Genomic DNA, 26,698 nt, shown 5'->3' on the forward strand with positions numbered 1-26,698 from the left:
ACGTCCTCCGTTGAAACCCCATTTTTGGAATGCGTTAGGGATCGTCCGGCGGGGCTGCCGAAGATATTGTTCAAAGGTATCGGCGATACCAATGGATCGGTTACCGGGTGCTCCACGCATCGACACCTTCGGATAATGGACATCGGGGACAGCGATGGCGCATCGTGCCGACCGCGGTGAATTGACCGTGATTAACAGGAGATCGAGATGGCCATCCAGGAATCCAACTCAACCAATTCCGCGCACGCAGATCACATCGACATGAAGCTCGAAGTCGTCGTCATTCCCGTGTCTGACGTCGATCGCGCCAAGTCCTTCTACACCGGCCTTGGCTGGAGGCTCGACGCCGACGTATCTGGCAAGGACGGTTTTCGCGTCGTGCAGGTGACCCCTCCAGGCTCGCCTTGCTCCGTGATCTTCGGAGCGAATGTGACGGCCGCCTCGCCCGGTTCCGCTCAAGGCCTCCACTTAATCGTCACCAATATCGAGATGGCGCACGCAGCCCTTGCCTCTCGCGGCGCCGAGATGAGCGGCGTCTTTCACGACGCCGGCGGCGTCTTTCATCACAAGGGCGCCGACCAGCGGCTACCCGGACCACATCCCTCCCGGACGAGCTACGGGTCTTTCGCCTCCTTCTCCGACCCGGACGGAAACGGGTGGCTCCTGCAGGAAGTCACGGCGAGACTTCCTGGTCGCATCGAGACCGAAGGTGCTGCGTTCGCATCCGTCGGCGACCTCGCAGAGGCGCTGCGCAGGGTCGCCTCCGCACATGGCGAGCATGAGAAGCGCGCCGGCGGCAAGCACGACGAAGCCTGGCCGGAATGGTACGCCGACTATCTGGTCAAGGAGCAGTCCGGCCAAACCCTGCCGACGTGACCTCTTCGTTTTTTCACTTCAAGGCTTTCCGACCACCTTCGGGTCTGAAAACCTGCGCCCCGGGCGATCCTCCCTGCCCAAGCGTTGCGCGTTCCCGCTGGCTGTCGGCGACACTCGTCCATCCGCCTCGGATAACGAGCGCTAAGCCGGTACTGACCGCATCACCGTAACTGAACGTTAGCTTGGAAGGACGCCACGGAGAACCGTCGGTTGGCCGCAGACAGCCAACCGCCTTTCGGCACAATCATTCGAGGCTGCCGGATTCCGCGGCGATGCGTTCAAGTTCCGAACGTAGCCGCGGGACCGCAAAGTCGATGAAAGTTCGCACTTTCGGAACTGCTGTGCGGCCTTGGGGGGACAGGATGTGAACAGGCAGCGCAGGTGGCTCCGCCTGAGGAAGAAGGACTTTGAGGCGAGCGTCCCGGACATATCCGGCGACATGATAGGAATAGAGCCGGGTTACGCCCATTCCTTCCGCGGCCGATGCCGCGGCTGCTCGGACGCTGTTGACAAGGTACCGTGGGGTGAAGTGAACGGTTCTTGGGACGGAAGTGCCTTTTGCCGGCGCAAAGCTCCAGGATTCGAGGCCGAAGTTCGAGAAGGCGATCAAGTCGTGGCGAGAGAGATCCGACGGCTCGTTGATCGCGGCTCGACTGTCGAGATATTGCGGCGCTGCGACCACGACGCGGCGAACATCTCCGCCGATGCGGGTGGATATGTGAGTCGAATCGGCGAGATTGCCGATCCTGAGGGCGACGTCCACTCCTTCGTCGACCAGGTTCACAAAGCGATCCAGCATCAAAAGCCGAACGGATACGTTGGCGTTCTCGCGAAGGAAGCTGTCGAGGATCGGTCGGAGCACCTCTTCGCCCAGGATGGGCGGCGCCGAAATCGTCAGTGTTCCTCGCGGAGAGGATCGTTCTGAGCCGGCGATCATGTCCGCCTCCTCGAGATCCACAAGCACCCTGCGGCAAGCTTCGACATATCTCTGGCCCGCCTCGCTGAGCTTTAGACTCCTTGTCGTACGGTGAAGGAGCTCCACACCAACATGTTGCTCAAGCAGACCCAACGCCCGACTGATCGCAGTCGGGGACCGCTTCAGCCTACGAGCGGCGCCTGCCAGGCTTCCTTCTTCAACCGCAGTGACGAAGACCTTCATTGCATCGATACGATCCATTATCTGCTCCTGACCGCTTAGGCGTGGGCGACCGCGCGAAGGTGCCGGTCACGGGCCTTCTACCCAACAAGGAGGCGACGCGCGACCCTTCTGGGCCGGTACCATCGTTCAATCGACTTCCCCAATGGACCGCTCATTCCGTCAGGGCTTGCTAAGCAAACCGAAGGTTTTGGCGACAGGCGCACCTTTCGTGATACAATTTTCGGGGCGTCGGCGACGACCTGGACAGCTCTTTGGGAGAGCAAATGTCCCGGATGACCTCGACGGTGACGACTTTGAACCTAGGCGATCAGGCTCGACCGACAGTGTTCGTGGTTGATGACGATATCTCGACGAGAAGAGCTGCTGCGTTATTCAGTAAGCGCAACATCGTATTCGAAGACGAGTGGCCAGGCACTCCTCCGTACCGTCGGCCGAAGAGACAAGCACCACGGCCGCCTTTGCAATAAAACTCGGCCCTTGCCCAACTTCTGTCCATGTCCGCACCGTAGTCGAGCAGTCGGAGAACAGCCCGATACTAAGGTGTCGGCTATACCTTGGTGCAATTGTTGCAGAACTCCTTCAGTGCGAATTTCCTCCTCGTCAAATAACTCCGCACGAGCAAGGATGACCCCATGTCCCGAGATGAGCCAAAAGTCACCCGTCGAACACTGCTTGCAGTCGCTGCGTCCGCCGGCGCTATCGGTGTCTTTCCCGAAGCGTTCGGAGCGACAGGGACCGTATCCGGGCTCCGGCCCTTCAGGTTCACTGCGTCTAAGGATCAGCTTGCCGATCTCGAGCGACGTGTTGCCGCCACCCGCTGGCCGGACGAGGAGAACGTCACAGACGACAGCCAAGGCGTCAAGCTCGACACGATTAAGAAGCTTGCCAACCATTGGAAGACCCACGACTGGCGAAAGGTTGAGGCTCGGCTTAATTCCCTTCCACAATTCCTGACGGAGATAGACGGCCTCGACATCCATTTCATTCATGTCAAGTCGAAGCACGAAAATGCGTTGCCGATTATCATTACCCATGGCTGGCCGGGCTCGATCGTAGAGCAATTGAAGATTATCGAGCCGCTGACCGATCCGACGGCCCATGGCGGCACAGAGACCGATGCCTTCCACGTCGTGATCCCGTCGCTGCCGGGTTACGGCTTCTCGGCCAAACCGAGGGAGACGGGCTGGAATCCGCCGCGCATCGCCAAGGCCTGGGCTGTTCTGATGCAGCGCCTCGGCTACACGAAATTCGTGGCGCAGGGCGGCGACTGGGGGAATGCGGTAACCGAGCTGATGGCGGTGCAGGAGCCAGCGGGCCTCATCGGCATCCACACCAACATGGCGGCCACCGTGCCCGCAGATATCGCCAAGCTCCTGTCATCGGGCGCGCCGGCGCCGGCGGACCTCTCCGATGACGAGAAGCGCGCCTATGGGCAGCTCGACGATTTCTACAAGAACGGTCTCGGCTACGCGATCGAGATGAACAATCGGCCGCAGACGCTCTACGGCATTGTGGACTCGCCTATTGGACTTGCCTCCTGGATGCTCGATCACGACATCCGCAGTTACCGGATGATTGCCCGGTCCCTTGACGGCGAGAAGGAGGGTCTGACGCCCGACGATATCCTCGACAACGTCACGCTTTATTGGCTGACGAATACGGCGGTCTCGTCGGCCCGCCTCTACTGGGACAATGCGCATTTCCCCTCTGGCGGGTTCTTCGATCCGCGCGGCATCAAGATCCCAGTCGCCGTCAGCGCCTTTCCGGATGAGATCTACCAAGCGCCGCAGAGCTGGGCCGAGAAGGCCTATCCGAATCTGATCCACTATGGCCGGCCGGCCAAGGGCGGGCATTTCGCCGCCTGGGAGCAGCCGGAGGTGTTCACGGCAGAGCTGCGGGCCTCCTTTAAGCTTCTGCGCGATCAAATCTGAAGTTGTCCGATGGCGCCATCTGTGCCGCCATTGTTTAGCAACTTGGTGGGACTTCACCTCGAAGCCCGTTTTGAAAAGTCGCGTGCCGTTCGCCTTGAAGGGATCAGAACCTTTGCTCCGTCATCGGCTGTCGACGGGGCCAATCCGAAATGCCGCACGCTGCGTCGACTGACCGGCGGGAAGCCGCGCCTCCGGCGGCGACTATGCTAGATTTGCTTAGCAAGTCCGGCGACTTCGTTGTTGATCTCGCCATTTATGATGCCGGGAGATCGTCTGGCCGGGTTCCCCCAAGACGACATGTCTGCCAACGGCCACGTAACCCTGTGGCCGGCGGCAGCCCAGCGTCATCGCGAGTCGCGATCAATGTCGGAGTTTCGGCCGTCCATTGAGCTCGTGGTGAAGAGGAAATAGGCATACGGTCGCTCGGAGCAAGCTTCTGAAAAAAATGTGGAATCGTTAGAGCCAACCACGCCAATACCCCTTATAGCGCCGCTTATGTGATATTTGCTATGTGGAGATCTTTTCGAAAGCCCCACCAGGCCGATGTGTTTTCGGCCGGTCATCTAAGGTATGGTATGAGTATCACCGAGGCGAAGGAACAAAAGCCCTCGCCGGCCTTTCTTTGCGGAGAGGCCACTTTGGACAGACGCATGGAAGCTCCTCCTCTTGATCGAAAGCTTGCCGCCATCCTCGCTGCCGACGTGGAGGGTTATTCGCGGCTCATGCATGTAAACGAGGAGCGGACTCTGGCAACGTTGACATCGCATCGCACGATCGTCGACAGCATCATCGAACGGGCAAAGGGGGAAATCTTCGGGACGGCTGGTGACAGCGTTCTTGCTGAATTCCCATCGATCGTGCTCGCGTTCAATGCCGCCGTTGCCATGCAGCAATCCATCTGGCGCGCCAACCAGACTCTGCCAGACGAGGAGCGGATGAGTTTTCGTATTGGCATCAACGTCGGCGACGTTCTAGTCAAGAACGGGGATATCTTTGGCGATGGTGTAAATATCGCGGCTCGTTTGGAAGGCATGGCGGATGTCGGCGGCATTTGCGTGACCCGCGGTGTCAGAGATCATCTCCGGGACCGCGTGGACGCGAGGTTCGAAGATCTTGGTGAGCAGACATTCAAAAACATCGCAAGACCGCTGAGGGTGTTCCGGGTGCAATTCGATCAGGAGGCAGACCCGCTCATCGATGGAACGGAGTCCCGCTTCCCGCATCTCGATGATGGGAGCGACAAAGGCACTTGGGCCCAGCATGCCGAACCGATATCGACCGATTATCGAACCCCGGACGACAAGCAGCAGGTCGAGATCGCGTACTGGGACTCTGTACGGGAAAGCAATGACCCCAACGAATACCGACAATATTTGACGCGATATCCGAACGGAAAGTTTGTCGATCTGGCGCAGGCTCGCCTTGAAAACGGCAAGCCTTCCACGGAAGAGCTGGCGGTCGAAGTTGCCTTCTGGGACACGGTACGCAGTGATGGGAATGCTGCAATGATTGAGGCCTACCTTGCCAAATATCCCCGAGGACAATTTTGTGACTTGGCGCGTCTGATGCTCGCGGGACCGGGCAGGTAGAATTATCAAACACGAAGCTGCCGGATTAATTTGTCTTTACCTGCGGCTCAACCAGGGCGTACAGCTGCCGCAAACAAACTCGAGGACCGCATGTTTTTCCTTTCAGTTGCGGCAATTTGGGCCGTTGCTTCCATGACGCCCGGGCCAAATACGCTGCTGTCCATCCGCTATTGCCTGACATCGACGCGCAAGGTTGCGCTCACAGCGGCTTGCGGTACCGTCACCGGGACGTTCATTTGGGGCCTGGCCGGATGGTTGGGGATCAACGTGCTGTTTCAGGCCGCTCCGTTCGCCTATCTTGCCCTGAAAATTGCCGGTGGGCTCTACCTTGTTTGGCTCGGGCTGAAACTCTTCCTCGACCTACGGAAAACACGCGGCGGGGATGCGGATGTTTCGCCGGCGCGCGTCGAAGTACCATTAGCCACAGCTTATCGCATGGGTCTCGCAACCAACCTTGCCAATCCGAAAACAGCGCTCTTTGTCGCGTCGCTTTTCGCCGCGACGATGCCCGTGGGCACACCGTTCTTTTACGGCGCCGCGGCAATTGCCGAGATGATGATGATCTCAACCATCTACTACACCTGCCTGATCAGCCTGATCACCCATCCTGCGGTGGCCGCTGGTTATCTCAGGGCAAAACGCAAGATTGATGTCGGTGTTGCGACCGTGTTCATTGGCTTTGGCACAAAACTGCTCCTATCGCGGCAGTAGGATCAAGACGGATTTTGAAGGAGATTACTTTGCCTACATGGCAAATCGCGCCGGCCAAAATCTGGCACACAATCCGAACGGCACGGGCTTATGTTGGTCCGGTATCGCTGATTGCCTGGGTTCGGAAGTGGCAAGCCTGATTAGAGCGGATTCTCCGAGCGTGCCGGAGGAGGAGGCGTCTTCAGCGGATGAAAGCGCATCAGAACAACGCGGTGGTCAGCGCGCGTTGAGGAGGAACCACTCCAGTAGGCTGCGATGGTTTGGGCTCAAAACCACCCTCTGCGCCAGAACCAAAACAACGGTGCAACGGCGCTCAGTATGATGATAGCCCACGCAAACGGATATCCCCAGGTCCAACTCAGTTCTGGCATGAACTTGAAATTCATGCCCCATATCCCTGCCATTAAGGTGGGCGGGACGCCAACAACCGACGCGATCGTCAGCACTTTGAAGATGTCGTTCTGTTCGATGGTGATGAAGCCGAGTACAGCATCCAGCAGGAACTGCGTCTTGTCGGACAGGTGCGTCTCGTAATCGCTGAGCGAGGCGACGTCCTCCGTCACCGCGTGGAGCCGGTCTCGGAAATCGTCGGATAGGACGTCGTGACACACATCCAGGGTGAAGCTTGCCATCCTTCCGACACCCAGCAGCACATCTCTGGCTTTTGAGGATCGGTCGCCGAGCGCGCCCACCTTGGACAGCGCCCGACGGAGGGTGAAATTGGCGCTGCGGGGAGATGCCGAGCCTTTGAGGTTGCCCTTGAAGACCGTCTTCGACACCTCGTCGACGGCAGCGGCCAGATGCTCGAGAACGTCTGCGCCGCGGTCCACGATCGCCTCGAGCAACGCGACAAAAACGCCCATACCGCTAGCAAGGGTCTCGTCTTGTTGCAGCCGTTCCGCAACGGCATCGAACGTCGGCAAGCTCTCGTAGCGAACCGTAACCAGAAAATCAGGTCCGACGATAAACCCAGCCGGGGAGAGCTCGGCCTCTCCGATGGTTGCGTGTCCGATGACCGGCGCGCTGAGATAAAGAACCTTGCCCTCTCTCGACAGCCTGCTGGAAGCTTCGATCTCGCTCAGAGCGTCGCGTGTAGGCACCCTTACCTTCGCCCGGCGTTGAATGAATTCAATTTCCTTTTCGTCAGGATTGAACAAGTCCATCCAGATCACTTGCCCCGGTAAATCGTCATCGGCCCCGGCCGATCGAACGGCGCCATCGTTGTCTCGATATATTTTAAGCAAGCAGGGCTCCTGGAAGATCTGGATCGAACGAGTTTTACACGGTCCGTCAGGCTTGCGAAGTACCGTCAGATCTCAAGATATTGTTGAAAGAGCGGGTGATGGTTATCCTGTCGAAGGTCAACAAGATTGTCTCCGTCTCATAAACTCCTGATCGGCACGCCTGAGATGGCGTTCACAATAAGTCTTTCCCACTCGCCCTTTTCGCCAGCCGGCTGAACAGTCGGAGGCGCCTTGGATTCCTCGCCGGCGGGGTCGGCGTTCGACGCTGTCGGATGGCCTCGCGGAGGCGAGTCTGTTCTCCAGCGACGTTCCATTGCCTTCTGTACAACGCTGCCTACCATGGATCGTTCACCACGACCTGTCTCAATCGTCGTGTCTCACCGAACACAAAGGGCACTCGACCCGTCGCCGGGGAGCGCCCTTCCACGCCGGATGACGCGCACATCGACAGAGGGATCGTCGTGACACAGCCATCGATACGGGGTGTGCATACTAAATGATGAGAGGCGCCAGCCGCTTCAAGAGGCCGATCTACGCGTGCAGCGAAGGGCAGCCATGCGTTGTGAACCCGGGCGCGGATCACCATATTTCCGGAAACACTCACATAGATGGAAATCATGGTTTCGAGGATCAAACGAACCTTGACCGTCGGCCAGCGCGCGGCCGCGGTCGAGCGCACGAACACGATCGCGCAAGAAGCAGCAGACGAAGAACGCCGCTGCCGCGAGGAGAAGACCGAACGGCTGCGCAGGGTCAGGCTCGCAGCGGCCGGGGCGACGTCGCGGAAGGAAGCAGCGGCTGCGTCGATGGAGAAATCCTCGTCAAACAATGCAATCTCAAACACTGGAGAATGAAATGGATCACGTATCGAAGAATTTCGAGGCGGCAAACGCGCTGCGCAAAGGACGAGTTGCCAAGGGATATAGCCTGGAAGAGCTGGCGACCACCACAGGCCTGACGACCGCCGAGATCGTAGCGGCCGAGCGCGGGGACGACGTGCCGGCGCATAACGTCGAGCGGATCGAGCAAGCGCTGAGGTAACCCTGCCTCATGACGTCGGCATAGTTCACGGTGGCAGCAATCTTCGCAGAGCCCACAAACACTTGATTATTGGTGTGAAATGGAAACGAACGCAGTTATCGTCTAGATGTAGGTCATCGGCGTCGTTGGTGAGTGCTCCACAGAGTGTTCGCGATAGCCGAGGTCGTTATCCGGCTTTGACCACGTATGTTGCTAGCACTGGTATGAGATGCGATGCGGAGAGGGTCGGAGCGAATTCGCCCGGCCTTTTTTATTTGTGTTTAAGGCAGTGCGCCCGGCCATTCGTTCGACGGCTCCTCGGCTTCGACGCCGGGGCGATCCTCGGCGAGATCAGGATCTCGCTCGTATGCCGTTCGCAGATGTCCCACCTCTTCGACGATCGCCTCATAGACGTCCGCCTGCTTCGCGCCTTGCACGACGAGCGAGTCGACGAAATCCTCCAGCCGCTCACGCAGACCGTCTTTCCAGTCGCGGCTCATCGTCGAATCTCCGGCTGGAGACGAACGCCCTGACAGAGCATTCCCCAGCTCGCACAATGTGACGATGCCCGACTTTCCGGTGCGGCGCCTTCATCAGGTTCAGGATCGGGAAGCGGTTCTTCGCCAGGAGCGCGATCAGGATCCGGGCGCGGATTGTCGAGCGGGGGCACGGACGTCGGTGGCACGATAGGCTCGAATGGAACTGACATTCGTATTCCTCCTCGCAGCCTCAACGTGGGGAATGCCGGTGAGTTCCTAGTGGTCTCTTTCCCATCAGTGGAAATTCCGCGCCCTCACCTTCAATGTGTCGATGGAGAAGGTCTCTGACGAAGATGTCGCGCGGCTGCGGCACCGGCGTCGGTCGTGCTTTGCGTTCCGGCTCCCGGCGATCCGTGAGCGAACTCGTCTCCCCTGCCCGCGGGCTGCTTGAAGTCAGCGTCGCGGTCGGCCAGGCCCGACAAGTCGCCGGATAATGAGCCCGCAAGGAAGATGATTGGTGCCGCCCGGTCATCGAGAGCAGGAGACGGATCGTTCGCGGCCGCTTTGCCTTTTTGCCTTCGTTAGCTCGCCATTTTGCGGGTTTCGGCCGCAGTCATCTCTCCAACCATCGCCGAGATGGCATTCATTCCATAGGGTTTGGGCATGAAGACCGCGTCAGAGGGCAGTTCCTCGGGTCGAACGATGCTGCCGCCTGAAGTGATGATCACAGGTACTTTCATGTCGGAGGACGATATCATGCGCGCGAGATCGAGGCCGCTCAGTCCGCCCGGCATGTCGACGTCTGTGATGACAGCGTCGATTTTCCTTCGACCAAGCACTGCAACAGCTTCGAGGACATTTCCTGCTTCGATGACATCATACCCCTCTTCGGCGAGAGTGTCTGCCAGCACCATGCGGATCAGAAGATCGTCTTCGACGATAAGTACGGTACGCTTGTACATGGTCGTCTCCGTTCTGCGGTTACGAGATGAACTCGCTTGCCCAGATTTAGATCGTCCCTCGGTGGGAGTATTCCCCCACATCTTTAATAAAATACCAACAATCGGTCGATGTGCTGTCGATGGAGCCAGTTTTGTAAATATTCTTCGCGCAACGACGCTAAGCCCAGGTTCAGCCATCGTCGCCAATTGCCGTGACATTTGTTGGTACCGATCATTATTGCTTGGTCCCAAACAGAAGGCCTTTATTTTGATCAGGCTCGGATTGCATGGTGGAGCGCTGCTATTTCGACGGGGGCCGTCATGGACACGGAGTTGCGCCGGTAGGATCTTGGGTCCGGCCAGTGGTATGGTAAGCACCCGGTTGGTGCCGCATCTGGTCCTGATGGTTTGCAGGCTAAGAGGTCTGACTGGAATGCCCTGACAGGACGCGTGTTCTGGGCGAAGCAGGCCGCTGAGGCGCTCGGCTGCTCTGTTTTTGTATTGTCGCACGCGGAGGAACGCTCATCGAGTTTCTAAGATCATTTTTCCACCAAGGGCTGCGTCGGGCCCCAAAACAGAGGCGGAATCAATTTCTGAGGGAGCTTCCGTAAGGCATTGAAAAATGATTCGTTTCGAGTCGGAACGAATCACCCTGGCACGTCTTTGAGTCGGACCCTAGTGATTCGGAGTGAGTGTCATGGCGGCAGGACATCGTGCGCAGTGGAAGGGCTTCCTGAAGTTTGGGCAAGTCTCCTGCGGAATAGCGCTCTACACGGCGGCGAGCACGTCGGAACGCATCACCTTCAACACAATCAACAAGGCATCCGGCAATCGGGTGAACCGCATCTTCATCGACAGTGAGACCGAGGATCCTGTTCCGAAGGAGAAGCAGACCAAGGGCTTCGAGATCGACAACGGCCAGTACATCATCATCGATCCTGAGGAAGTCGCAGCGACGATCCCGGAAAGCAACAAAACGCTGGAGATCGAGGCGTTCATTCCCTGCTCGGAAGTCGACGACGTCTATTTCGACAAGCCCTACTACCTGACCCCCGACAAGGCGGGCGGAGATGCCTTCGTTGCGCTCCGCGAGGCAATGAAGAAGTCAGAGGTGGTTGCCATCGCGCGTGCCGTTTTATTCCGCCGTGTCCGGGCAGTGCTGATACGCCCGCATGGCAAGGGGTTGATCGCCACCACCATGAACTACGATTACGAAGTTCGCTCATCGACAAAAGCGTTCGAGGAGATGCCGAAGCTAAAGATCGAGGGCGAGATGCTTGATCTCGCCAAGCACATCATCGCCACCAAGAAGGGCGAGTTCAATCCAGCAACTTTCGACGACCGCTATGAAGCCGCCCTTGCCGAGCTGGTGAAGGCGAAGATGGAAGGCAGGTCACTGCCGAAGCCGAAGAAGGTCGAGGTCTCGAATCCGAATAACCTTCTGGCCGCCCTTCGCGAAAGCGCTGGGCTTCTCAAGGCTGGGGCTGCCGAAAGCAAACCGAAACGTACGGCGGCAAACGCCAACCAAGGCGCCGGTCGGCAGCGCGCCACGCGAGCCACCGCTTCGAAGGCATCCGCGGCGAGATCGCCGGCGCACCGGAAGGCAAGCTAGGGAGACTTGACATGGCACCGCGCTATTATTGGAAAGGCTACCTCAAGCTCTCACTAGTCACCTGCCCCGTCGCAATGACCCCGGCGACCTCCGAATCCGAGAAGGTCCGCTTCCATACCCTCAACAAGGACACCGGCAACCGCGTCGTTTCCCAATATGTGGATTCGATCACCGGAAAACCCGTGAAGGACGAGAACGAGGCCAAGGGCTATGCCCGCGGTGAGAACGACTACGTCATCCTCACCGATGATGATTTGGATCGCGTCGCTCTCGACACAGTGAAGACCATCGATATCGAGAAGTTCGTTCCGGCTGACAGTATCGAATGGGTCTACCTCGAGAAGCCTCACTATCTGATGCCGGACGACGCTGTTGGCAACGAAGCCTTCGCGGTGATCCGCGATGCCATGAAGTCGGATGGGGTCGTCGGGGTCTCCAAGCTGGTAATGGGCCGTCGCGAACGCGCGGTTATCCTGGAGCCGCGCGATCAAGGCATCGTCCTGTGGTCTCTGCGGTATGGCGACGAAGTGCGGCCGGAGGAGTCGTACTTCGAGGATATCGATGACGACGCCGATCCCGATCTCGTGCCTCTGGTCCAGAAGCTCATAAAGCAGAAGTCCGCGCACTGGTCGTCGGACATGGTCAGTGATCCGATCCAGACTAGCCTACTCAAGCTGATCGAAGAGAAGAGGAAGGCGCTGAAGCCGAAAAAGGCCGCCAAAGGCAAGGCTGCCGAGGCCGCACCGACGTCGAATGTGGTCAACATCATGGATGCTCTGCGAAAGAGCGTCGAAGCCGATCTCAAGGGAAGAAAGGCAGGGTGACGCCATGCATCTGACGGACACGAGAGTTGCTCACGAAGACGACGGCTGGCGGATCGACTTTCTCGGGGACGATGGCGAAGCTGTAACGGTTCATGTTGCCGATGGGGCTTATGTCGATGAAGAGGTCGCAGTCGAGCGCGCTCGAGCGATCATGGTCCAGCTCACAGCCTTCGGGACACGTGGCGGCGGTAGGAGTCTGAATGCCTACGACGCAGCCAGCAACGGCAACTTTGACGACGACCAGCCGCTACTCGATACCCGGCACTGAGACGTAGCTCGTGCGCGCCACCAGTAGCCCGGAAGAGTTTTGGAATTTGATGACGGGAACCGTCGCCTTGGTTTGCGACGGCTCCCGCCCGCATAGAGCGGCGTTACTGAGGTGCTGTCCCGGGGCGGCAATTGGAAGGTGGATGGCGACGAAGACCATTTTCGACTCGCTCGAAGAGAGACTTGCCGATCTGCACGGCTAGGCTCGCCCTCGTCTCGGCTCTTGAGCAGCGGACGGAACGTCTGCGCGCTGCCCGTGATGGGCATCATTCTGCAGATCAAAGGCCAGCTTTCGAGACGAAGCTAGCGGGAAAGCCCGAGGTTCTAGTATCAAATCTCACTAGAGCATGATGCCGAAAAGTGTGCGCGGTTTTCGGGCGACATCATGCTCTAACTCTCTAATTTAGAACAGGGTTCAGATTCTAGGCCAACCGGGCCTAAAATCATCCTGTTCTAGAACCGCTCGCGGACCCTGTCGTACAGACTGCGGAGATCGTCGAGCGTTCGGTCGTACCGCGAGCGTGGCGGAGCAGCCCTCAGACCAGCAACCGCCAAGGCGAACACGCCGGCAAGCCCAGCGACGGCGACCAGTGTGGAGATAGGGTAAAGCTTAATCGTTGCTTTCGTCTGCCGTGCCGCCTGGCGTGCACCGCCCGCCACTGCGCCGGCGAGCTGGTCGCGAATGGCTTCCAACTGCCTACGCAGCGCGCCGATCTCCTGCTGTGCATCGAACACCGGCTGGGCCGGAATACCGACCGACGCGGTGTTAATGTCGACGATGCCGCGCGGAACGGGTTCGCCGATCTTCGCGCCTTCATCGAGCAGGGTGGGCCGCTCCTTCCTAGTAACCATTGGTAGCTCCTTCTCACGGCCAGGCCGCATTTGTTGAAAATCGCCGGGATATGTCTCGGAAGGAGCTTTTGTTCCCTGCGAAAGCCTTGGGAAAAAGGAAAGGCCTTGGCCTTCATATGCCCGCGGGATAACAAAAGCCCTGAACGGCGTCTTTCGGGCCTGGCGCGAACCTCTACGATGTTCAGGATGCAGCTCATAACGATCCGGGCTCTGTCCAGGCCTCAGCTGGCCGGGCGAAATCCAGCAGATTTGGAGGTCGAGATAAGCAATTGGGATAGATATTCGCCGCGCCGTAACGCGGTTACAATCATCGCTTAATGAGAAGGGAGGAAACGATGAAAGCGATCACGGTTTCTGGCCTTATTATGCTAGCCTTCGTATCTAGTGCATATGCAGCAACCATGACAGCGGAGCAGTTGAAAAGAGAGTTGGTGGGCCACCCAATTCACTGGAAGTCAAAGACCCAATCGGGCGTCACAACTTATAAACCAGACGGAACGATTGAAGCCACTGTCGACGGCGACAAGGCCACCTACAAGGGGACTTGGAGCATCAAAGACAATAAGATGTGTGAGAAGTTCGGCAAGGAAAAATGTGCAACTAACAATTCGCTTGGAGGTAAGGAATACTCCAAGGGGCGGAACGTTTACGGTGGAATAGCGCCGGTTTGGTTTTCGTCACCAGGCGGCGTAAGCCGCCTGGTTTCTCGGGTAACAGAAAGCGCCTGTGCTCAGCCGGCACCCTTGATGCTCGTGTTGCAAAGGCTCCAATAGCCGCCGCCCTTTTGGATCCACTTCAGATCGCCGAGCGTGCCGGCATCCTTGGCAGCGTGATAGGCGTCGACGCAGGTGTGCAGGCGGCCTTTGCCCGGCGTTTCGCTTGAATATTTCTTGTCTACCGCCTTCGGGAACTTGACGCTCTTCGGCGCCGCGGTTGTCGGCTTTTCAGGCTCTTTTTCCGATGTTTTTGCGACGTCCGCCTCGTCTTCCTTATCGGCGGCAGCCGCATCCGCCCCGCAGAATTTGGCTCGGAAGTCGTTCCACTTCATGCCTGTGGCGGAGCCGTCAGTTTTAGCCGCCTGATATTTTGTGCTGCATTCCTTCATCGTCAGCGCGTGCGCCGGCGTCGACATGATAAATGCAGCAAGCAACGATCCAGCAGCGGAGAGAAGCAATTTGTGCGACATGTGATTGGCCTCGGTCGATGATGTTGATGTTTCAGTCTCCCTCTTCCGCCTGAGCTGTGACGCCGATGACGGAAGGCATATATTGGGGGCCTTCCTCAATGAACCTCCGATGAACAGCCGTGTTGACAAATCATTCAGCGACCAAGCCACGAGCCCGAAGTGGCGAAACGATTGGTGCGGAACTGTACGGGAACCGCATCCTCGGGCTGGTGGTTAGCCGCTAAGATCGTTGGATGGCGTATGCCCTGCACTGTTCGCGATCTACCCCCCACGGGGTTCCGGCCGCGCAGGAGTCAATGGTCCACTCCTTCTCCAACCCCTTCTGCGCGGCTCAAGGGGCGTGGGGCCGGTTGACAAAACTCATTAGCGGCGTCCGGTGCGACACCCGGCGACGTCGTCGCCCGATACGAGCCTGATACGACCGCTCATTGCGCCTTCACGATGCTCTGGAGCTTGAGCGATTGCGGTTCATGCGGGAGCGACGACGCGAATTACGTTACCTACGGGACGGATTAGCGCCTGGGTCGACCGGCGAAAACTCGATCAAGCATCTCGGCGGCGGGACGCCCATACCTTCGACATACCCGACCGGCAATCTGGCGCGTCTTCAAACATCGCCAGGATCCGTAGGCAAGTTCCGGCCCAGACTTTCGAACAAGTTTTCAGCAGCATTTCCCGAACGCCGGTCAACGAGCCCCACCAGCCGCTCCAACTGATGAGAGAAAACTATCCATGCCGCAGCTCCGGACAGAAGACCTCGAGATCGCTTTCATGGAAACCGGGACGCAGCACGGCAAGGCCGTACTGCTGCTTCACGGATGGCCGGACGACGCATCGACTTGGGAAGCGGTCATCGAACGATTGAAGGACCGAAAATTTCGGTTCGTCATACCATATCTGCGAGGATTCGGGCCCAGCAGGTTCCGCAATGACCACGCACCAAGAACGGCAAATGGCGGCATCCTGGCCATGGACGCCATCGCTCTGATGAACGGACTTGGCATCGAGCGGTTTTCGGTCGTGGGCCACGACTGGGGATCTCATATCGCCGAATGCCTGGCGATCGGGTGGCCCGAGCGGGTCGAGCGCATTGCGCTCCTTTCCTCGACGCCGCGCATGGGCGGGTTGCAAACCCCGCCGTTCAAACAAGCCCAGTTGTACTGGTATCAATGGTTCATGGCGACGAAGCGCGGCGCTGAGGCCATCGACAAGGACCGCGCGGGCTACGCCCGCCTTCAGTGGGAGAACTGGGCGCCCGAGGGATGGTTCGACGAGGCAACGTTCGGCAAAGTGTCGAAGTCCTTCGATAATCCGGACTGGCTGGAGGTCACGCTGCATAGTTATCGGGTTCGGTGGGAGGAAGTGGAGCCGGATCCTCGGAGCCTCTGGCTGGAGAAGCTGGTAAAGGCAACGAAGTCACTTTCGCTGCCCGCAATATTCGTGCACGGCATGGAAGACGGGGTCACGCCGGTTGCGACGTCCGAGGACCTGCACAAGAAGTTCACAGGCCCTTTCGAACGCATTCTTCTCCAGAACGTCGGACACTTTCCTCAACGGGAGGACCCTGAAGCGGTTGCGCGTGAGCTCGCTGTGTTCCTGGAAGTAAACCTTTGAAATGCAACAACCTTCATCGGAAATTCGATGCGGCTCCGTCGTGCAGGCAGTTCATCAGCAATGCTTTAAAAAGCAATTGGCCTAGATTGATTATTGACTCCCGTCACTGCGCGAACATAATAAGAACATCGGCGCGGCGGCCGCCCATCTGAAAACCGAAAATATGGAGCACGGATATGCGCGAGCAGCCGATCGGCGACGCCGTGGTTGACGAGGAGATTGCGGAAGTGCTTGCCTATCACAAAGGCGATGCGCAGGCGGCGATAGGAAGCCTTCTGGCTGACATCCGCCACCTTCGCTGGCAGCTCGTTTTAACCGAGGGCGCCATGGGCCGTGGCATCACGCGTGGGTGGCGGCCGAGCTACGAGCGTGACTGACATGCTTGACCGTCCGCACCCAAAACGCGTTACCTTCGAAACCGCATTTAACGACTGGTGGCGGTCGCAGCCGGGTTCTTCCCGAGACCGGGTAAGCCCGTTGGTTGCGCGCGCCTGCTTCCGCGCAGGATATACCGCCGGCAAAACCGCCACCGAGCGTCGCTTCGTCTTCAGAGCGGGCCGCATGCGCATCACCGTCTGGGCAACAGGTATCATGGAAGCCAAGAAGAAGGCCGAAGGCGAGGCGGATTTCAGGGCGGCCAAGAACGGCTGGCCTATCCCGAAAGCGGGCTGGCAGCTTCAGGAGGTCAGATGAGCGATCTCGATCGGCCGGCGCTGACCACGGCAGCGCCGATGTATGTCCATTATTGCGAGCAAGAGGGATGCGGGGAGTGGGGCGGCTGGGGCAACTCCCCCTCCCCGGCTGTTGCGACCCGCTGGTGGTGCTTTGGACATTTTCCCCATTGGTCACACGAACAGGAACTTGCGCGTGGGCGGAAGCCCAAGGCGGCTGAACGCGGAGATAACGCTGAATAATTGCGGGCCTGATTATCTGCGCATCGTTAACGGTCGTCGACGGCGACACCGTTAAATGCGACGGGCAGAACATGCGGTTACTGGGGACGGTGTTCCATTCATCTCGGGCATAGACACGCCGGAGATTGGTTCACACGCAAAGTGCATAAAGGAACGGAAGCTGGCGTCGCTCGCCAGAGGCCGATTGAAAGAGCTGTTGGCTGAAAAGGTCTGCGGGTCGTATGGAGCGGCGCGGTGGACAGGACACAAACACACCGGCCGCTGGTCAACATCTACCGAATGAATGGTGAAGAAATTGGCAAGAAGCTGCTCACGGAAGGTTTTGCGCGAGAGTGGAGCCCGAGGCACTATAATGACTGGTGTGATTGATGTCGGCCGCCCAGCGCACAGGAGACATATGCTTGGGGTAAGCAAATAATCGCTGAGCGGCCAGATGAACCATACGAGATATTTTTTTGACTTCTAGTTGTTTCTTCTTAAGCCACAAAAACACACAATCACGTTTACTTTACTTAAAATCTGCGTTGTATAAGTATTACTTATTGCAATAAAAAGAAACGTAGTGCAAAATAGTTGTGCAGCCCCTAGAGGCGCATGCCTAAGAAAACTCCCACTCTACTCATCCTCGCCATCGCGGAGATTTTGTCCAAGAAATAAGGTTTGTGTTCTCTGCCATGAGGACTGCAGCACCTCTATTATTCCGGTCACGAAGATCGGCCCGAAGAAACGAGGTTTTCTTTGAAAAGACCGGGAACTGCGGCCGCCCAACGGGGTTGTTCAGTGGATCGCTAGATGCCTTTGAACCTGGCAATCCACCTATCCCAGAGTTGGGTCGTGCGGAGGCAAGTTTTCGGTCTGCTCCCAAGCGACGCTCCGCGCGGCCCGACACTCTCGCTGGATGGGAAGAGAGCCATGAGCCCCGAGACGCCACGGCCGAGGATCTTGAGGCGGGTCCACTCCTCCAGCTTTGGCTGAACGGCATTTTGCTGGACCGTATCCTTTATGCTTTTCAGCTGATTGCTCACTGGCAGCGCGGCCGGCTGCGATGAGGCTTTTCCGCATCATCGAGCAGCGGCTTGGCAGGCATGCGAGGCGGCTTTGTCATTTCAGCAACAGCAGCCCAGAAAGCAATCAACCCAGATTGATTATTAGGCCGGCTGGAGCATGTTCCAGGACATGGCGACTAAGTACCAACCTCTCTACACATGGCGTGGCACAAAGCTCGACGAGAGCGACGAGCCAACGGATCTCGACTGGCTGGGCTATGACAAACAGGTAATCATCGGGAGGATACGAGTGGAGAGCGGCGGGCCCGAAAACGGCATGTGGCAATGGAGCGTCCTTGGCCCCGGTGTGCGCCAAAGGCTGACGCCCTACCAAGGCTTCGAAGCTGAACCGCGCGATGCTATTCGAAAGGTCGAGGAATACTATCAGCGGCTGATGCGCTTAAACGAAATGCGAGGAAGCAAGGATGATCGCTGAATTGATCATCTGCGCATCGCTGACGGGGGTCGACGGCGACACCCGTCAAATGCGACGGGGAGAACCTTCGGATCAAGCGCGCCAGACTGCACTCGCTGGGTGTGTGGCTTGAAGTCAGCTTAACGCACTGACAGGCTGACGCTGGAAGATGAAATTCGCTTCAACCGTAGCGCACGCTTTTCCAACAGATGCCGTGAAAGCCAACCTAGCAATAAGCTTGTCGGCAAAGAAAGGGCGAAGACTGCCCACCACGTACTGTACGGGCCGAGGGCATGGTTTCATTACCTGCTCCACGGGCCAGCCATAGACATAGGTCCCGTAGGAGACGTCGCCCAACCGGTCGAGGGTCGGCAGGCGTATGGTCGGTGAAGTCGCGATGTAGACAAGCGGATATGCAAACAACATGGGTCCGTAAAGATAGGCGGCAAGAAGTCCGGCGGATCCGGGCAAGGAAAGCATGCTCGTCCTCCCGCAGCCCATAAGGGTGGCGAGAAGGGTGGAAAGGCCGCTGCATCTCGATCTGCTACCGTTCGTTCGACGTGGCGAAGAAGGCTGCAGCAACCCGGAAATGCAATGCAGAACACGCGCATCGTTAGACGGCCGCGCTGACACCGGGGCCCATCTGGCACCTTTCGCTCAGGCTATTTCCCGGAAGGTGATCGAATAACGAAGCTGATCGACAGGCGGGATGGAGTGCTCCCAGTCGCTGCGCGCAGGTCCGGAGAGCACGTAGGCAGACCCGGGTTCGGCAATGACCGAGATCCGCTCCCATTTATCGCCGGCACGGCGCCTGAGCCTGAAGGTGCACGGCGACAACAGGGAGACCCCAACAACCCGCCCGAATACATTTTTGTCCCGATGCCATCCGATCGGCGCGCCGGGTGCATATTCGGTGATGAGAGCCTGCTGCAGTTGATCCGGGCCGACGCCGGCAAAGGCTGCGGCAATGGATTGTACGGGCAGGAGAAACGGCGGGATGTCTTCGACCCGCCTCACCTGCTGGGTGTCGAAGTCGTATTTCCAGCCAAAGGAGATCACCCTCCGCTTGCCTTCGATGCCGTGGAAGTCGAATGGCTTCAGCGGCAGTTGCGGTAGTTCACGCAGGAGGTCCGACTGGACTAATTCAGGGACCACGTTTGGTTGGTAACGGAAACCGGTGGGTAGGGCCGGCTCCGCTTTCCCGAATAGATCTGATTGCGCTGCGAAACCCATGGTCAATTCTCCACCTCAATGCACGCTGGGGACTTTCACCACTGTGGCGAAATATTCCGACAGGAGTTCGCCGATCGCGATCAGAACCTCCTCAACTGAAAAGCCGGAGGCGATCGTTGCGCGGCTCGGGTCCTCTAAATCGGGCTTGATGACATCACGGCAATCGTCAAGCCGTTTATTTCGATACCGTGATGCGGGGTACTTCTTCCCTCATTTGTTCTTTCGATAGATGCCCTGTGCCCGGCAGTTACCGCGCTGATGTCCTGCGGGTAGTGGCCCGCAGGAGCCCGGCCCCCGGCATCTTATCGACGGCTTCACCCCAGTTGCTCGGCGACGATGGATCATGAACGTCAGACCGTTCCGCTGTGCCGATATGTGTGTGATGTCCGAAAGATAAGAGGAGGGTGGCCGCATTGCAATGCGGGCGTTGTCAATAGGAACCCTGGAAGGGAAAAAGAGCAACTAATCCATGTTGAAAGAGCCCTTTCTTCCAACCCGGACGCCATCGAGCGGCGACGAAGGCAGGCAGGTAACATACGGCAAGTGAAGCTTGGATATGCAGCCCTTCGTATTTTCAAGTGGCGACTGGATGTAGCGCTTGCTAATCAGTCATGGCTAATGGACGTTTTGAGTCTAGGGGATATCCATGCAGTCACGGAGGTGAATTGCGGAGCGTGTGATCGCCCACGCGTCGACCTTCGTCTCGGCGACCAGTTCCGACATGATTGAGCAAGGCATAGACGTGGCCGTGCGTATCGGCGATCTCGCTTGCGCAGTGTTTGGCCCGAGCCTTCCTTACGCAGGTTATCCGGGCGGTGGAAGCAGCATGATTGGACCTGGGACCGCGTCTCAATGGAAATATCAGGCTGCGCCGGGTCAGCTCTCAGTGGCAACACGAATAGAGCCTGAAGTTCCCGCAGGCAACGACCCTGCTAACAATTGATCAACGTCGCAAAGCTGAAGCAGCAGAACCCTGATCAAACGGTGTGTAGCGAGAATTTGTTTAGCCAGAACTGCCTCTAACATAGTGCCGGCTAGCGCCGGTGATTTCGCCGGTTGTCATCGTCTTTAGGACTGTCGGATATCTTTCGCAGGAAGCTGCGCAGTTTGGATAAAAACATTTCCGGCTCGTCAAAGTGATCGTTTTGCCGCGCGACCACATCCCGGCGCTGCATCTCCTGCCCTCTCCGGGCCAACACTTCGAGGCTGTTGACGAGTTCAGGCCGCGAGGCGATGGCATCGCTGACGCCCTTCCTGTTCAGGCAATAGGCGGTTACCGGCGTCAGAGCGGTCGCGGTCGCGGCATAAGGCGTGCCGGTGATCATACCGATCGCCCCGAGACTGCCTCCTGGTCCTAATCGAAAGATCACGCCGCTCGACGGCGGAGTATCACTAGAAATCTCGACTGTCCCCGAGGCGAGAATAAACAGCTCCTGCGGGTCGTCCCCTTGCTTTATCAGCTTATCGCCCGCCGCAAACCAGTGCTCGATCAAATGCTCCGCCAAAAGGTTTCGATCAGCCTCCGTAAGCACGCCAAACCAGTCCGATTCCTGGAGCAATGTTCCCGCGGTCGGTACTTCCGGGCGCCTCCGGATGGGCACGCCTGCTACGGCAAGGGCAATCCCCGCATGCCTCAAGTGCGTTTGGACATGACCAAGCAGCTCGGTTCGGGCGGCGACAAGCACCTCGATGCTTGGTATCGAGAAGCTGATGTCATAGGCGACACCGTCGCCCTGCAGTTCGGTGCGAGCAACGCTTGGTGCCGGCGTATCGGACATCAGCATGCAGGTCTTGACCGCCGCTACCAGTACCGCCATGCAGCGATCAGGCCGTTCGTTGGCGGCAAGCCGGATTGTGATCGAGACGCCTCGAACGGTCGTTGGCATGCTGTGATTGACGAGTCGGGCCTTCGCCATGACGCTGTTAGGCACGATAGCCACGTCGCGGTTCATCGTAGCAATATGAGTGGAACGCCAGTTAACCTGGATCACCCGGCCCTCGATCCCACCTTCGACCCAGACCAGATCGCCCGGGCTATAGGGTCGCTCTATGCCAACGGCGATTCCTGAGAAGACGTCAGACAGACTGCTCTGCAGCGCCAGACCCAGCACGATCGCGATGACGCCGGATGTGGCAAGCAGTCCGCCAATCGGCACCGCGAACACAAAGTTGATCACCGCGAATAGCGTCAACAGATGAATGAGCCCGGCCAGCAGATCGGAGACGATCCGAGACTCGCGAGGCTTGGTCTCGAAGACGACCAGCAGTCGGGCAATTCCAATCGCGCACTGGGCGGCCATCAGCCACCAGCCGATTTCGATTAGCTGTTCCCATACCTGTTCGCCCGGCTGCTGCGTGTCGAACGACGGCGCAAACGGCGAGCCGGTCGTTAGGAAAACCAAGTATGTCAGTATCGCAAACAACGCCAAACGCCACGTCGCTCGCGCCCAGAGCGGCCACTGCCGGGTGATCCATGGAACGATCACAGCCGCAAGCAGTAAAAGGGTCGCACTAATGTGGGCTGCCTCTTCGGTCATAGGATTCCTAGTGCGATACAGAAGTCGAGCGAGGTGCGTCGACCGCGGCGGGCTCTTCCCGCACGAGATCATTACCAAAGCTCCAGTCACATCTCCATCTTGATCTGTCTTCAGTGAGCGTTTGCCCGGCTGTAATAACTGAGGCCTATTGCAAGTTCCGGCTGGCCGCTTGGCCGCCGTCCGGACGACCACCCCGTCTCAGCGACATCGGCTTTTAATGGAAGCGTTGGTCGAATGAATTTGGGCGACCTTCTCAACAATAAAGGCGTAGGCGGTTTTTCTCACTCGCCCTGCGAATATCGTCGATGTTCGCATTGGCCATCTCCTGGACTTTCGGCCATGAGACCACCCAACGATGGTGACGTAACCAGGTTGATCGAGCTTCTCGGAGATCTGCCGGATCGCGACATCGCGGCCGAGGAGCTGCCGAACTCGCTGGGCAGCGATATGGTGACTTCTGCTTGAACCGACTTGCCTTGCTGGCGCCGGAGGGTCGCTTTCCAAGGCGGCGACGAACTTGTAGCCTCGCCCAGCAATGCGATTTACTCCATGGAAGGATCAAGCTCGGCCAGCGAGCGTCGGAGGTTGCCGACATTGACCTTTAAGTTATGGTCGTGGACGATATAATCTGGCCAAGCATACGTGAACAGATCGGCTTTGCTCACGACCTCGCCTGCCCGCGTTACAAGCAGGGTCAGAATGTCGAAATCTCGCCCACCGAGGCCGACGGGCTGACCCTTATAAAGGAGTGCTTGAGCTCCCGGTAGAAAACGGAAATCCCCGAACTGGAAAGCGGTTTGTTTCGACAATGCCTGGGACCCGCGATCGTGTGACACTGTGTTCTCACAATTCATGAAAGATCGACGCTACACCGCCTACCCAGTTTTCAAGGCGTATCGCGACATGGGGACTGCACAACTGGCCTGAGATGATGGGTACCATGTCTCTTCGCAGATCCTCGAGGGTGTTGGAAGATCGTCTGGCTCGCTGAAATTCACCCAAGGCCGAAGTCGGCGCAAATCCTCGTCACCGGCATTTCGCGTTCGGACAGGAATCCGCCGATGCGATCGTTCTATTCTTGATCCATAACTCCGTTATCTGCTTCCGGCGATGGGACCATGGCAGGCTAAAGCCGTCGGTTTGCCGTTTTCATGGAAGTCCGTCGGCAACTTGCCGAGTCGGAACTCACCAGAAGATCCTGCATCGGGGCATGACCGCCAGGACACGTAGACTGCATCGAAATGGTCGTAACCGGTCTGCTCGACCCGTGCGAGGCTGACCACAGGCGACGTATCGCTCGACGTCAGTGCAGTTCTGCTAACTGCGCCTCGCTGGCTTTCATCGCGCTTCATCACCACCAAAGTACATCTTGTCGATCGTGTCCCGTCCACGGATGGAGCAGTCCCTTCGGCGCGGCGAAAGTGGTCTCATGGCCGGCGTCGAGCAGCGGCTTCACCGCTGCATCAGTTCGTTGAGGTGAATCCCGTTTCGAATGCCAACCCTCAGGTCGAGGTGGTCGGACGATCAGTACGTTTACGGCATGGGCGCTTATGGTGCCGGCGCTCAGTGCAAGCGCGATACCGAGGGTGCGCAGAAGTTTCAGGGGTTTAGCTCCGAATGTGAGAAAATGTCGTCGTGAACGAAAAGACGGGCCCTTCTCAGCTGGCGACCTTGGTCAGCCGGTGCAGAGCGAAGTCAGCGAAATAATCGCCAACGCCGCTCGCCTGAAATCGCTGCATGGCGGCGCCGTGCATATGGGCACGCCATTGGTCTTCGCTTGCCCACGTTTCGACGAAGATGCGAACCCGTGCATCATCGAGCGACTGATGCAGTTCGTAGCGAAGGCAGCCGTCTTCGGCCAAGGTCTCGGCGACGAGCTTTTGCTGGGCGGCGCCAAGGGCTGCCTCCTTGCCGGGCTTTGCCGTAGTGATGGCGATGATGGTCAGAGGTATGTTTGACATTGCAAAACCTTTCTCAGGCGATGGTGTTGACGAGGCCGCCTTCGGCACGAAGGGCTGCGCCGTTAGTGGCCGATGAACGGGGGCTGGCGAGATAGGCGACGAGGTTTGCCACCTCGTCTGCTTCCACCATGCGCTGGACGATTGATGCCGAGCGGGCGGTGGCGAAGAATTCGGCCTCAATCTGCTTGATCGGAGCCGATGGATCGCTTGCCTGGCTGCGCAGGAAGGCCTCGATCCCTTCCGAGCGGGTCGGCCCCGGAAGCACGGAATTGACGGTGACATTGGTGCCACGGGTCAGTTGCGCAAGTCCGCGCGAGATCGAGAGCTGCGCCGTCTTGGTCGTCGCGTAGTGGATCATGTCCTCAGGGATAGCGAGACCTGACTCGCTCGAGATGAAGACGATACGGCCCCAGTTGCGCTCCAGCATTCCGGGAAGATAGCTCCGCGACAGGCGCACGCCGCTCATGACGTTGACGTCGAACAGATGGCTCCAGTCAGCGTCGGTGATGTCGCCGAAGGCCTTGCTCTCGTAGATGCCGAGATTGTTGACGAGAATGTCGACCGACGGTTCGGCGCTGGCGATGATCGCAGCACCTTCGGCATTGGCCGCATCTGCCAGAACGCCTGTAATCTCTGATCCACCCGATGCCTTGACGGCAGCAATCGCGCTGTCGAGCTTGGCGCGATCTCGTCCCGTGATGATAACACGCGCGCCTTCCGTGGCGAGCGTGCGGGCGATTTCCAGGCCAATGCCGGCGGTCGCGCCGGTTACAAGTGCGGACTTTCCATTGAGTTGCAGATCCATCTCGTCTCTCCAGATTGTTGCTGGAGGAAACCTATGATTTAAGCTCAATTCCCACTATTGCCTTCAGAAGACATGCACCTGTGAACGAGGATCATCAATGCCACGCATCCTGATGGAACGCTCCGGCGAGATGGAGGTGTTTGCCCGTGTTGTTCAGGATGGGGGCTTCTCCGCCGCCGCCCGCAACCTCGACCTGACCCCATCGGCGGTCAGCAAATTGATCGCACGCCTGGAGATGAGGCTTGGCACGCGCCTTCTTGTGCGGACGACCCGTGCCCTGACGCTGACCGAAGAGGGTGAGGCCTATCACCATGCGGCACTGCGGATTCTGCAGGAGCTGAACGATGCCGATCAGGAGGCGGCGGGTGGTGCGGTCCGCGGGCGGTTGCGGATCAATACGACGATACCGTTCGGCACGATGTTCGTCGCCCCCGCGATACCGGAATTCGTTGCGCGCAATCCCGGTCTGATCGTCGATCTTTCCTTTACCGATGGGATTGTCGACCTTGTGGCGGATAAGACCGACGTCGCCATCCGCATGGGCAACCTGCCGGACAGCGGGCTGATCGCGCGCAAGCTCGGACAGAGCCGGCGCGTGGTCTGCGCTTCACCCGACTATCTGGCGCGCAGGGGTTCGCCTGAAACACCGGCGGATCTTGCGTATCACGACTGCCTGACGTTCAATTTCCGGCGCGCAAGGCCGTCTTGGCCGTTTCGTGACCATGAGCGGGACATCGCGCAACCGGTGAAAGGCACGATCGTCGTCAACAACGGCGAGACGATGAAGCAGATGGCGTTGGATGGCGCCGGCGTCGCCAGAGTGGGGCTGTTCCATGTGGCGGACGAGATTGCGGCGGGGCAGTTGATCGCACTGCTCGAAGGCTACAATCCGGGCGACCTGGAACTGGTCCATGCCATCTATGTTGGCGGCGGTCCCCTGCCCCACCGCGTCCGTGCCTTCATCGAACATATGGTTATGACATTGCGTGATTCACCACTGCTGAATGGCACGTCCTGACCCGGAGAAATGGACGAAAGGCGAGCTTCCACACGCTCCATCCTTCTTCATCGGCTACGATGCTCGCGGTATTCACGGAAACGGCGGCCCGGCCGTTCTCACGCGAGAAGGCAAATGGTTCGCACACCCAAGACAACCAACGGAACCCCAGCTCCTGAACTATTCGAGGCGGAACGGGCGCTTCACAGTCGCTGATCGAACCGTGCAATCAGAATTCGCTTAACAGCAGCAAGATTGCAAAAATCATTCACAAGTTGAATTGCATGCCACCCCGGCTAGTCCAAATAGAGGACCTAATTCAAGGCACCGGAGAGGAACCCCACCTGATTTGAAATCGGATCACGCAGCAACGGGATCAAGCGAACATCAAGAGCAACGGACCAGCCGACGGATTTCACCTGGTGGCAATCACAAGCGGTTGATTCGCCGAGCAAGCCAACCGCGGCCTGTGCGACTACAACTGC

Annotated in this window: 28 protein-coding genes and 3 pseudogenes; 17 read left to right on the forward strand and 14 right to left on the reverse strand. The window is 58.4% G+C overall.

Translation table 11 applies throughout. The features are described 5' to 3' along the window. Positions 1-207 precede the first annotated feature (207 nt). Complete coding sequence (locus CO657_RS30300) at positions 208-876, forward strand: VOC family protein (RefSeq protein ID WP_054184681.1); 669 nt, start codon at positions 208-210, stop codon at positions 874-876. Between the two features lie 244 nt (positions 877-1,120). On the opposite strand, the gene CO657_RS30305 is transcribed toward CO657_RS30300, so the two are convergent. Beyond that, positions 1,121-2,053: a LysR family transcriptional regulator gene (locus CO657_RS30305; RefSeq protein ID WP_054184680.1), complete on the reverse strand. Its 933-nt coding sequence runs from the start codon at positions 2,051-2,053 to the stop codon at positions 1,121-1,123. 614 nt (positions 2,054-2,667) lie between these two features. Between CO657_RS30305 and CO657_RS30315 the strand changes: the two genes are divergently transcribed. The 3 genes from CO657_RS30315 to CO657_RS30330 all read left to right on the forward strand — a co-directional run bounded on the left by CO657_RS30315 (position 2,668) and on the right by CO657_RS30330 (position 6,266). After that, on the forward strand, positions 2,668-3,966 hold the full coding sequence (locus CO657_RS30315) for an epoxide hydrolase family protein (protein ID WP_054184679.1): 1,299 nt from the start codon (positions 2,668-2,670) through the stop codon (positions 3,964-3,966). Between the two features lie 650 nt (positions 3,967-4,616). Then, complete coding sequence (locus CO657_RS30325) at positions 4,617-5,555, forward strand: adenylate/guanylate cyclase domain-containing protein (protein ID WP_054184730.1); 939 nt, start codon at positions 4,617-4,619, stop codon at positions 5,553-5,555. 90 nt (positions 5,556-5,645) lie between these two features. Further along, positions 5,646-6,266 (forward strand): LysE family translocator, encoded by a 621-nt coding sequence (locus CO657_RS30330; protein WP_054184678.1) that lies wholly within the window; start codon positions 5,646-5,648, stop codon positions 6,264-6,266. A 266-nt stretch (positions 6,267-6,532) separates the two neighbouring features. Here the strand turns inward: CO657_RS30330 and CO657_RS30335 are convergent, their stop codons facing one another. Beyond that, the gene (locus tag CO657_RS30335) at positions 6,533-7,510 is read right to left on the reverse strand and encodes a magnesium transporter CorA family protein (protein ID WP_054184677.1); all 978 of its coding nucleotides are present in this window, start codon (positions 7,508-7,510) and stop codon (positions 6,533-6,535) included. Between the two features lie 334 nt (positions 7,511-7,844). Next, on the reverse strand, positions 7,845-8,339 hold the full coding sequence (locus CO657_RS36960; RefSeq protein WP_156339793.1) for a hypothetical protein: 495 nt from the start codon (positions 8,337-8,339) through the stop codon (positions 7,845-7,847). A gap of 26 nt (positions 8,340-8,365) precedes the next feature. Here CO657_RS36960 and CO657_RS30345 point away from each other — a divergent pair, with 26 nt between their 5' ends. Then, positions 8,366-8,551 (forward strand): helix-turn-helix domain-containing protein, encoded by a 186-nt coding sequence (locus CO657_RS30345; RefSeq protein WP_054184676.1) that lies wholly within the window; start codon positions 8,366-8,368, stop codon positions 8,549-8,551. 260 nt (positions 8,552-8,811) lie between these two features. Here the strand turns inward: CO657_RS30345 and CO657_RS30350 are convergent, their stop codons facing one another. Both CO657_RS30350 and CO657_RS30365 read right to left on the reverse strand, forming a co-directional pair. Further along, on the reverse strand, positions 8,812-9,030 hold the full coding sequence (locus tag CO657_RS30350; RefSeq protein WP_054184675.1) for a hypothetical protein: 219 nt from the start codon (positions 9,028-9,030) through the stop codon (positions 8,812-8,814). A 560-nt stretch (positions 9,031-9,590) separates the two neighbouring features. Continuing rightward, positions 9,591-9,971: a response regulator gene (locus tag CO657_RS30365; protein ID WP_054184674.1), complete on the reverse strand. Its 381-nt coding sequence runs from the start codon at positions 9,969-9,971 to the stop codon at positions 9,591-9,593. Positions 9,972-10,647: 676 nt separating this feature from the next. Between CO657_RS30365 and ku (CO657_RS30370) the strand changes: the two genes are divergently transcribed. Genes ku (CO657_RS30370) through CO657_RS30380 form a run of 3 tightly spaced genes read left to right on the forward strand, consistent with a single transcriptional unit; the run spans position 10,648 to position 12,654 of the window. Then, positions 10,648-11,562, forward strand: a complete 915-nt coding sequence (gene ku / locus CO657_RS30370) for a non-homologous end joining protein Ku (RefSeq protein ID WP_054184673.1) — start codon at positions 10,648-10,650, stop codon at positions 11,560-11,562. An 11-nt stretch (positions 11,563-11,573) separates the two neighbouring features. Continuing rightward, positions 11,574-12,386, forward strand: coding sequence for a non-homologous end joining protein Ku (gene ku / locus CO657_RS30375; protein ID WP_054184672.1), 813 nt, complete (start codon positions 11,574-11,576; stop codon positions 12,384-12,386). Positions 12,387-12,390: 4 nt separating this feature from the next. Next, a complete protein-coding gene (locus CO657_RS30380) occupies positions 12,391-12,654 on the forward strand; it encodes a hypothetical protein (RefSeq protein ID WP_054184671.1) in 264 nt (87 codons plus the stop codon). Between the two features lie 452 nt (positions 12,655-13,106). On the opposite strand, the gene CO657_RS30385 is transcribed toward CO657_RS30380, so the two are convergent. After that, positions 13,107-13,505 (reverse strand): hypothetical protein, encoded by a 399-nt coding sequence (locus CO657_RS30385; RefSeq protein WP_054184670.1) that lies wholly within the window; start codon positions 13,503-13,505, stop codon positions 13,107-13,109. 335 nt (positions 13,506-13,840) lie between these two features. Between CO657_RS30385 and CO657_RS30390 the strand changes: the two genes are divergently transcribed. Continuing rightward, complete coding sequence (locus CO657_RS30390; RefSeq protein WP_245293001.1) at positions 13,841-14,278, forward strand: hypothetical protein; 438 nt, start codon at positions 13,841-13,843, stop codon at positions 14,276-14,278. Here the strand turns inward: CO657_RS30390 and CO657_RS30395 are convergent. After that, on the reverse strand, positions 14,236-14,691 hold the full coding sequence (locus tag CO657_RS30395) for a hypothetical protein (protein ID WP_054184669.1): 456 nt from the start codon (positions 14,689-14,691) through the stop codon (positions 14,236-14,238). The genes CO657_RS30390 and CO657_RS30395 overlap by 43 nt on opposite strands. 732 nt (positions 14,692-15,423) lie before the next feature. Here CO657_RS30395 and CO657_RS30400 point away from each other — a divergent pair. The 5 genes and pseudogenes from CO657_RS30400 (at position 15,424) to CO657_RS30425 (ending at position 18,701) form a co-directional block, all read left to right on the forward strand. Beyond that, positions 15,424-16,305, forward strand: a complete 882-nt coding sequence (locus CO657_RS30400; RefSeq protein ID WP_054184668.1) for an alpha/beta fold hydrolase — start codon at positions 15,424-15,426, stop codon at positions 16,303-16,305. A gap of 176 nt (positions 16,306-16,481) precedes the next feature. Further along, positions 16,482-16,682 (forward strand): hypothetical protein, encoded by a 201-nt coding sequence (locus CO657_RS30405; protein WP_054184667.1) that lies wholly within the window; start codon positions 16,482-16,484, stop codon positions 16,680-16,682. Between the two features lies 1 nt (position 16,683). Next, a complete protein-coding gene (locus CO657_RS30410) occupies positions 16,684-16,998 on the forward strand; it encodes a hypothetical protein (protein ID WP_054184666.1) in 315 nt (104 codons plus the stop codon). 217 nt (positions 16,999-17,215) lie between these two features. After that, positions 17,216-17,588, forward strand: a pseudogene (locus CO657_RS37675) (thermonuclease family protein). A gap of 795 nt (positions 17,589-18,383) precedes the next feature. Then, positions 18,384-18,701, forward strand: a complete 318-nt coding sequence (locus tag CO657_RS30425; RefSeq protein WP_245293000.1) for a hypothetical protein — start codon at positions 18,384-18,386, stop codon at positions 18,699-18,701. A 114-nt stretch (positions 18,702-18,815) separates the two neighbouring features. Here the strand turns inward: CO657_RS30425 and CO657_RS30430 are convergent, their stop codons facing one another. Then, positions 18,816-19,160: a hypothetical protein gene (locus CO657_RS30430; RefSeq protein ID WP_054184664.1), complete on the reverse strand. Its 345-nt coding sequence runs from the start codon at positions 19,158-19,160 to the stop codon at positions 18,816-18,818. On the opposite strand from CO657_RS30430, the pseudogene CO657_RS37680 reads away from it, so the two are divergent. Beyond that, positions 19,122-19,297, forward strand: a pseudogene (locus tag CO657_RS37680) (plasmid stabilization protein); the annotation flags it as partial. The gene CO657_RS30430 and the pseudogene CO657_RS37680 overlap by 39 nt on opposite strands. 40 nt (positions 19,298-19,337) lie before the next feature. Here CO657_RS37680 and CO657_RS30440 read toward each other — a convergent pair. From CO657_RS30440 to CO657_RS30445, 3 genes and pseudogenes are all read right to left on the reverse strand, one after another. Next, complete coding sequence (locus CO657_RS30440) at positions 19,338-19,913, reverse strand: alpha-ketoglutarate-dependent dioxygenase AlkB (protein ID WP_054184663.1); 576 nt, start codon at positions 19,911-19,913, stop codon at positions 19,338-19,340. 15 nt (positions 19,914-19,928) lie between these two features. After that, a pseudogene (locus CO657_RS37685) lies at positions 19,929-20,127 on the reverse strand (hypothetical protein). Between the two features lie 820 nt (positions 20,128-20,947). After that, positions 20,948-22,450: a mechanosensitive ion channel family protein gene (locus CO657_RS30445; RefSeq protein WP_164918694.1), complete on the reverse strand. Its 1,503-nt coding sequence runs from the start codon at positions 22,448-22,450 to the stop codon at positions 20,948-20,950. A gap of 339 nt (positions 22,451-22,789) precedes the next feature. On the opposite strand from CO657_RS30445, the gene CO657_RS37995 reads away from it, so the two are divergent. Next, the gene (locus CO657_RS37995) at positions 22,790-22,915 is read left to right on the forward strand and encodes a hypothetical protein (protein ID WP_280950492.1); all 126 of its coding nucleotides are present in this window, start codon (positions 22,790-22,792) and stop codon (positions 22,913-22,915) included. Positions 22,916-22,992: 77 nt separating this feature from the next. Here CO657_RS37995 and CO657_RS37690 read toward each other — a convergent pair whose 3' ends face one another. The 3 genes from CO657_RS37690 to CO657_RS30465 form a co-directional block, all read right to left on the reverse strand. After that, on the reverse strand, positions 22,993-23,259 hold the full coding sequence (locus CO657_RS37690; RefSeq protein WP_245292999.1) for a winged helix-turn-helix domain-containing protein: 267 nt from the start codon (positions 23,257-23,259) through the stop codon (positions 22,993-22,995). Between the two features lie 849 nt (positions 23,260-24,108). Further along, positions 24,109-24,411 (reverse strand): putative quinol monooxygenase, encoded by a 303-nt coding sequence (locus tag CO657_RS30460; RefSeq protein WP_054184660.1) that lies wholly within the window; start codon positions 24,409-24,411, stop codon positions 24,109-24,111. 13 nt (positions 24,412-24,424) lie between these two features. Continuing rightward, entirely contained in the window at positions 24,425-25,216 is a 792-nt protein-coding gene (locus CO657_RS30465) for an SDR family NAD(P)-dependent oxidoreductase (RefSeq protein WP_054184659.1), read from the reverse strand. A 97-nt stretch (positions 25,217-25,313) separates the two neighbouring features. Here CO657_RS30465 and CO657_RS30470 point away from each other — a divergent pair, with 97 nt between their 5' ends. Then, positions 25,314-26,234, forward strand: coding sequence for a LysR family transcriptional regulator (locus CO657_RS30470; RefSeq protein ID WP_054184658.1), 921 nt, complete (start codon positions 25,314-25,316; stop codon positions 26,232-26,234). Positions 26,235-26,698: the final 464 nt, after the last annotated feature.

It is taken from the genome of Rhizobium acidisoli (assembly GCF_002531755.2).
Taxonomy (GTDB): domain Bacteria; phylum Pseudomonadota; class Alphaproteobacteria; order Rhizobiales; family Rhizobiaceae; genus Rhizobium; species Rhizobium acidisoli.

Bases quoted from the DNA above. Each gene is read 5' to 3' on its own strand.
- CO657_RS30345 (WP_054184676.1), top strand. From the start codon at position 8,366: ATGGATCACGTATCGAAGAATTTCGAGGCGGCAAACGCGCTGCGCAAA.
- CO657_RS30410 (WP_054184666.1), top strand. From the start codon at position 16,684: ATGCTTGACCGTCCGCACCCAAAACGCGTTACCTTCGAAACCGCATTT.
- CO657_RS30390 (WP_245293001.1), top strand. From the start codon at position 13,841: ATGAAAGCGATCACGGTTTCTGGCCTTATTATGCTAGCCTTCGTATCT.
- CO657_RS30400 (WP_054184668.1), top strand. From the start codon at position 15,424: ATGCCGCAGCTCCGGACAGAAGACCTCGAGATCGCTTTCATGGAAACC.
- ku (WP_054184673.1), top strand. From the start codon at position 10,648: ATGGCGGCAGGACATCGTGCGCAGTGGAAGGGCTTCCTGAAGTTTGGG.
- CO657_RS30380 (WP_054184671.1), top strand. From the start codon at position 12,391: ATGCATCTGACGGACACGAGAGTTGCTCACGAAGACGACGGCTGGCGG.
- CO657_RS30325 (WP_054184730.1), top strand. From the start codon at position 4,617: ATGGAAGCTCCTCCTCTTGATCGAAAGCTTGCCGCCATCCTCGCTGCC.
- CO657_RS30315 (WP_054184679.1), top strand. From the start codon at position 2,668: ATGTCCCGAGATGAGCCAAAAGTCACCCGTCGAACACTGCTTGCAGTC.
- CO657_RS30460 (WP_054184660.1), bottom strand. From the start codon at position 24,411: ATGTCAAACATACCTCTGACCATCATCGCCATCACTACGGCAAAGCCC.
- CO657_RS30425 (WP_245293000.1), top strand. From the start codon at position 18,384: ATGTTCCAGGACATGGCGACTAAGTACCAACCTCTCTACACATGGCGT.
- CO657_RS30350 (WP_054184675.1), bottom strand. From the start codon at position 9,030: ATGAGCCGCGACTGGAAAGACGGTCTGCGTGAGCGGCTGGAGGATTTC.
- CO657_RS30305 (WP_054184680.1), bottom strand. From the start codon at position 2,053: ATGGATCGTATCGATGCAATGAAGGTCTTCGTCACTGCGGTTGAAGAA.
- CO657_RS30470 (WP_054184658.1), top strand. From the start codon at position 25,314: ATGCCACGCATCCTGATGGAACGCTCCGGCGAGATGGAGGTGTTTGCC.
- CO657_RS30300 (WP_054184681.1), top strand. From the start codon at position 208: ATGGCCATCCAGGAATCCAACTCAACCAATTCCGCGCACGCAGATCAC.
- CO657_RS30440 (WP_054184663.1), bottom strand. From the start codon at position 19,913: ATGGGTTTCGCAGCGCAATCAGATCTATTCGGGAAAGCGGAGCCGGCC.
- CO657_RS30330 (WP_054184678.1), top strand. From the start codon at position 5,646: ATGTTTTTCCTTTCAGTTGCGGCAATTTGGGCCGTTGCTTCCATGACG.
- CO657_RS37995 (WP_280950492.1), top strand. From the start codon at position 22,790: ATGAGACCACCCAACGATGGTGACGTAACCAGGTTGATCGAGCTTCTC.
- ku (WP_054184672.1), top strand. From the start codon at position 11,574: ATGGCACCGCGCTATTATTGGAAAGGCTACCTCAAGCTCTCACTAGTC.
- CO657_RS30430 (WP_054184664.1), bottom strand. From the start codon at position 19,160: ATGCTTTCCTTGCCCGGATCCGCCGGACTTCTTGCCGCCTATCTTTAC.
- CO657_RS30405 (WP_054184667.1), top strand. From the start codon at position 16,482: ATGCGCGAGCAGCCGATCGGCGACGCCGTGGTTGACGAGGAGATTGCG.
- CO657_RS30465 (WP_054184659.1), bottom strand. From the start codon at position 25,216: ATGGATCTGCAACTCAATGGAAAGTCCGCACTTGTAACCGGCGCGACC.
- CO657_RS30385 (WP_054184670.1), bottom strand. From the start codon at position 13,505: ATGGTTACTAGGAAGGAGCGGCCCACCCTGCTCGATGAAGGCGCGAAG.
- CO657_RS30445 (WP_164918694.1), bottom strand. From the start codon at position 22,450: ATGACCGAAGAGGCAGCCCACATTAGTGCGACCCTTTTACTGCTTGCG.
- CO657_RS30365 (WP_054184674.1), bottom strand. From the start codon at position 9,971: ATGTACAAGCGTACCGTACTTATCGTCGAAGACGATCTTCTGATCCGC.
- CO657_RS30395 (WP_054184669.1), bottom strand. From the start codon at position 14,691: ATGTCGCACAAATTGCTTCTCTCCGCTGCTGGATCGTTGCTTGCTGCA.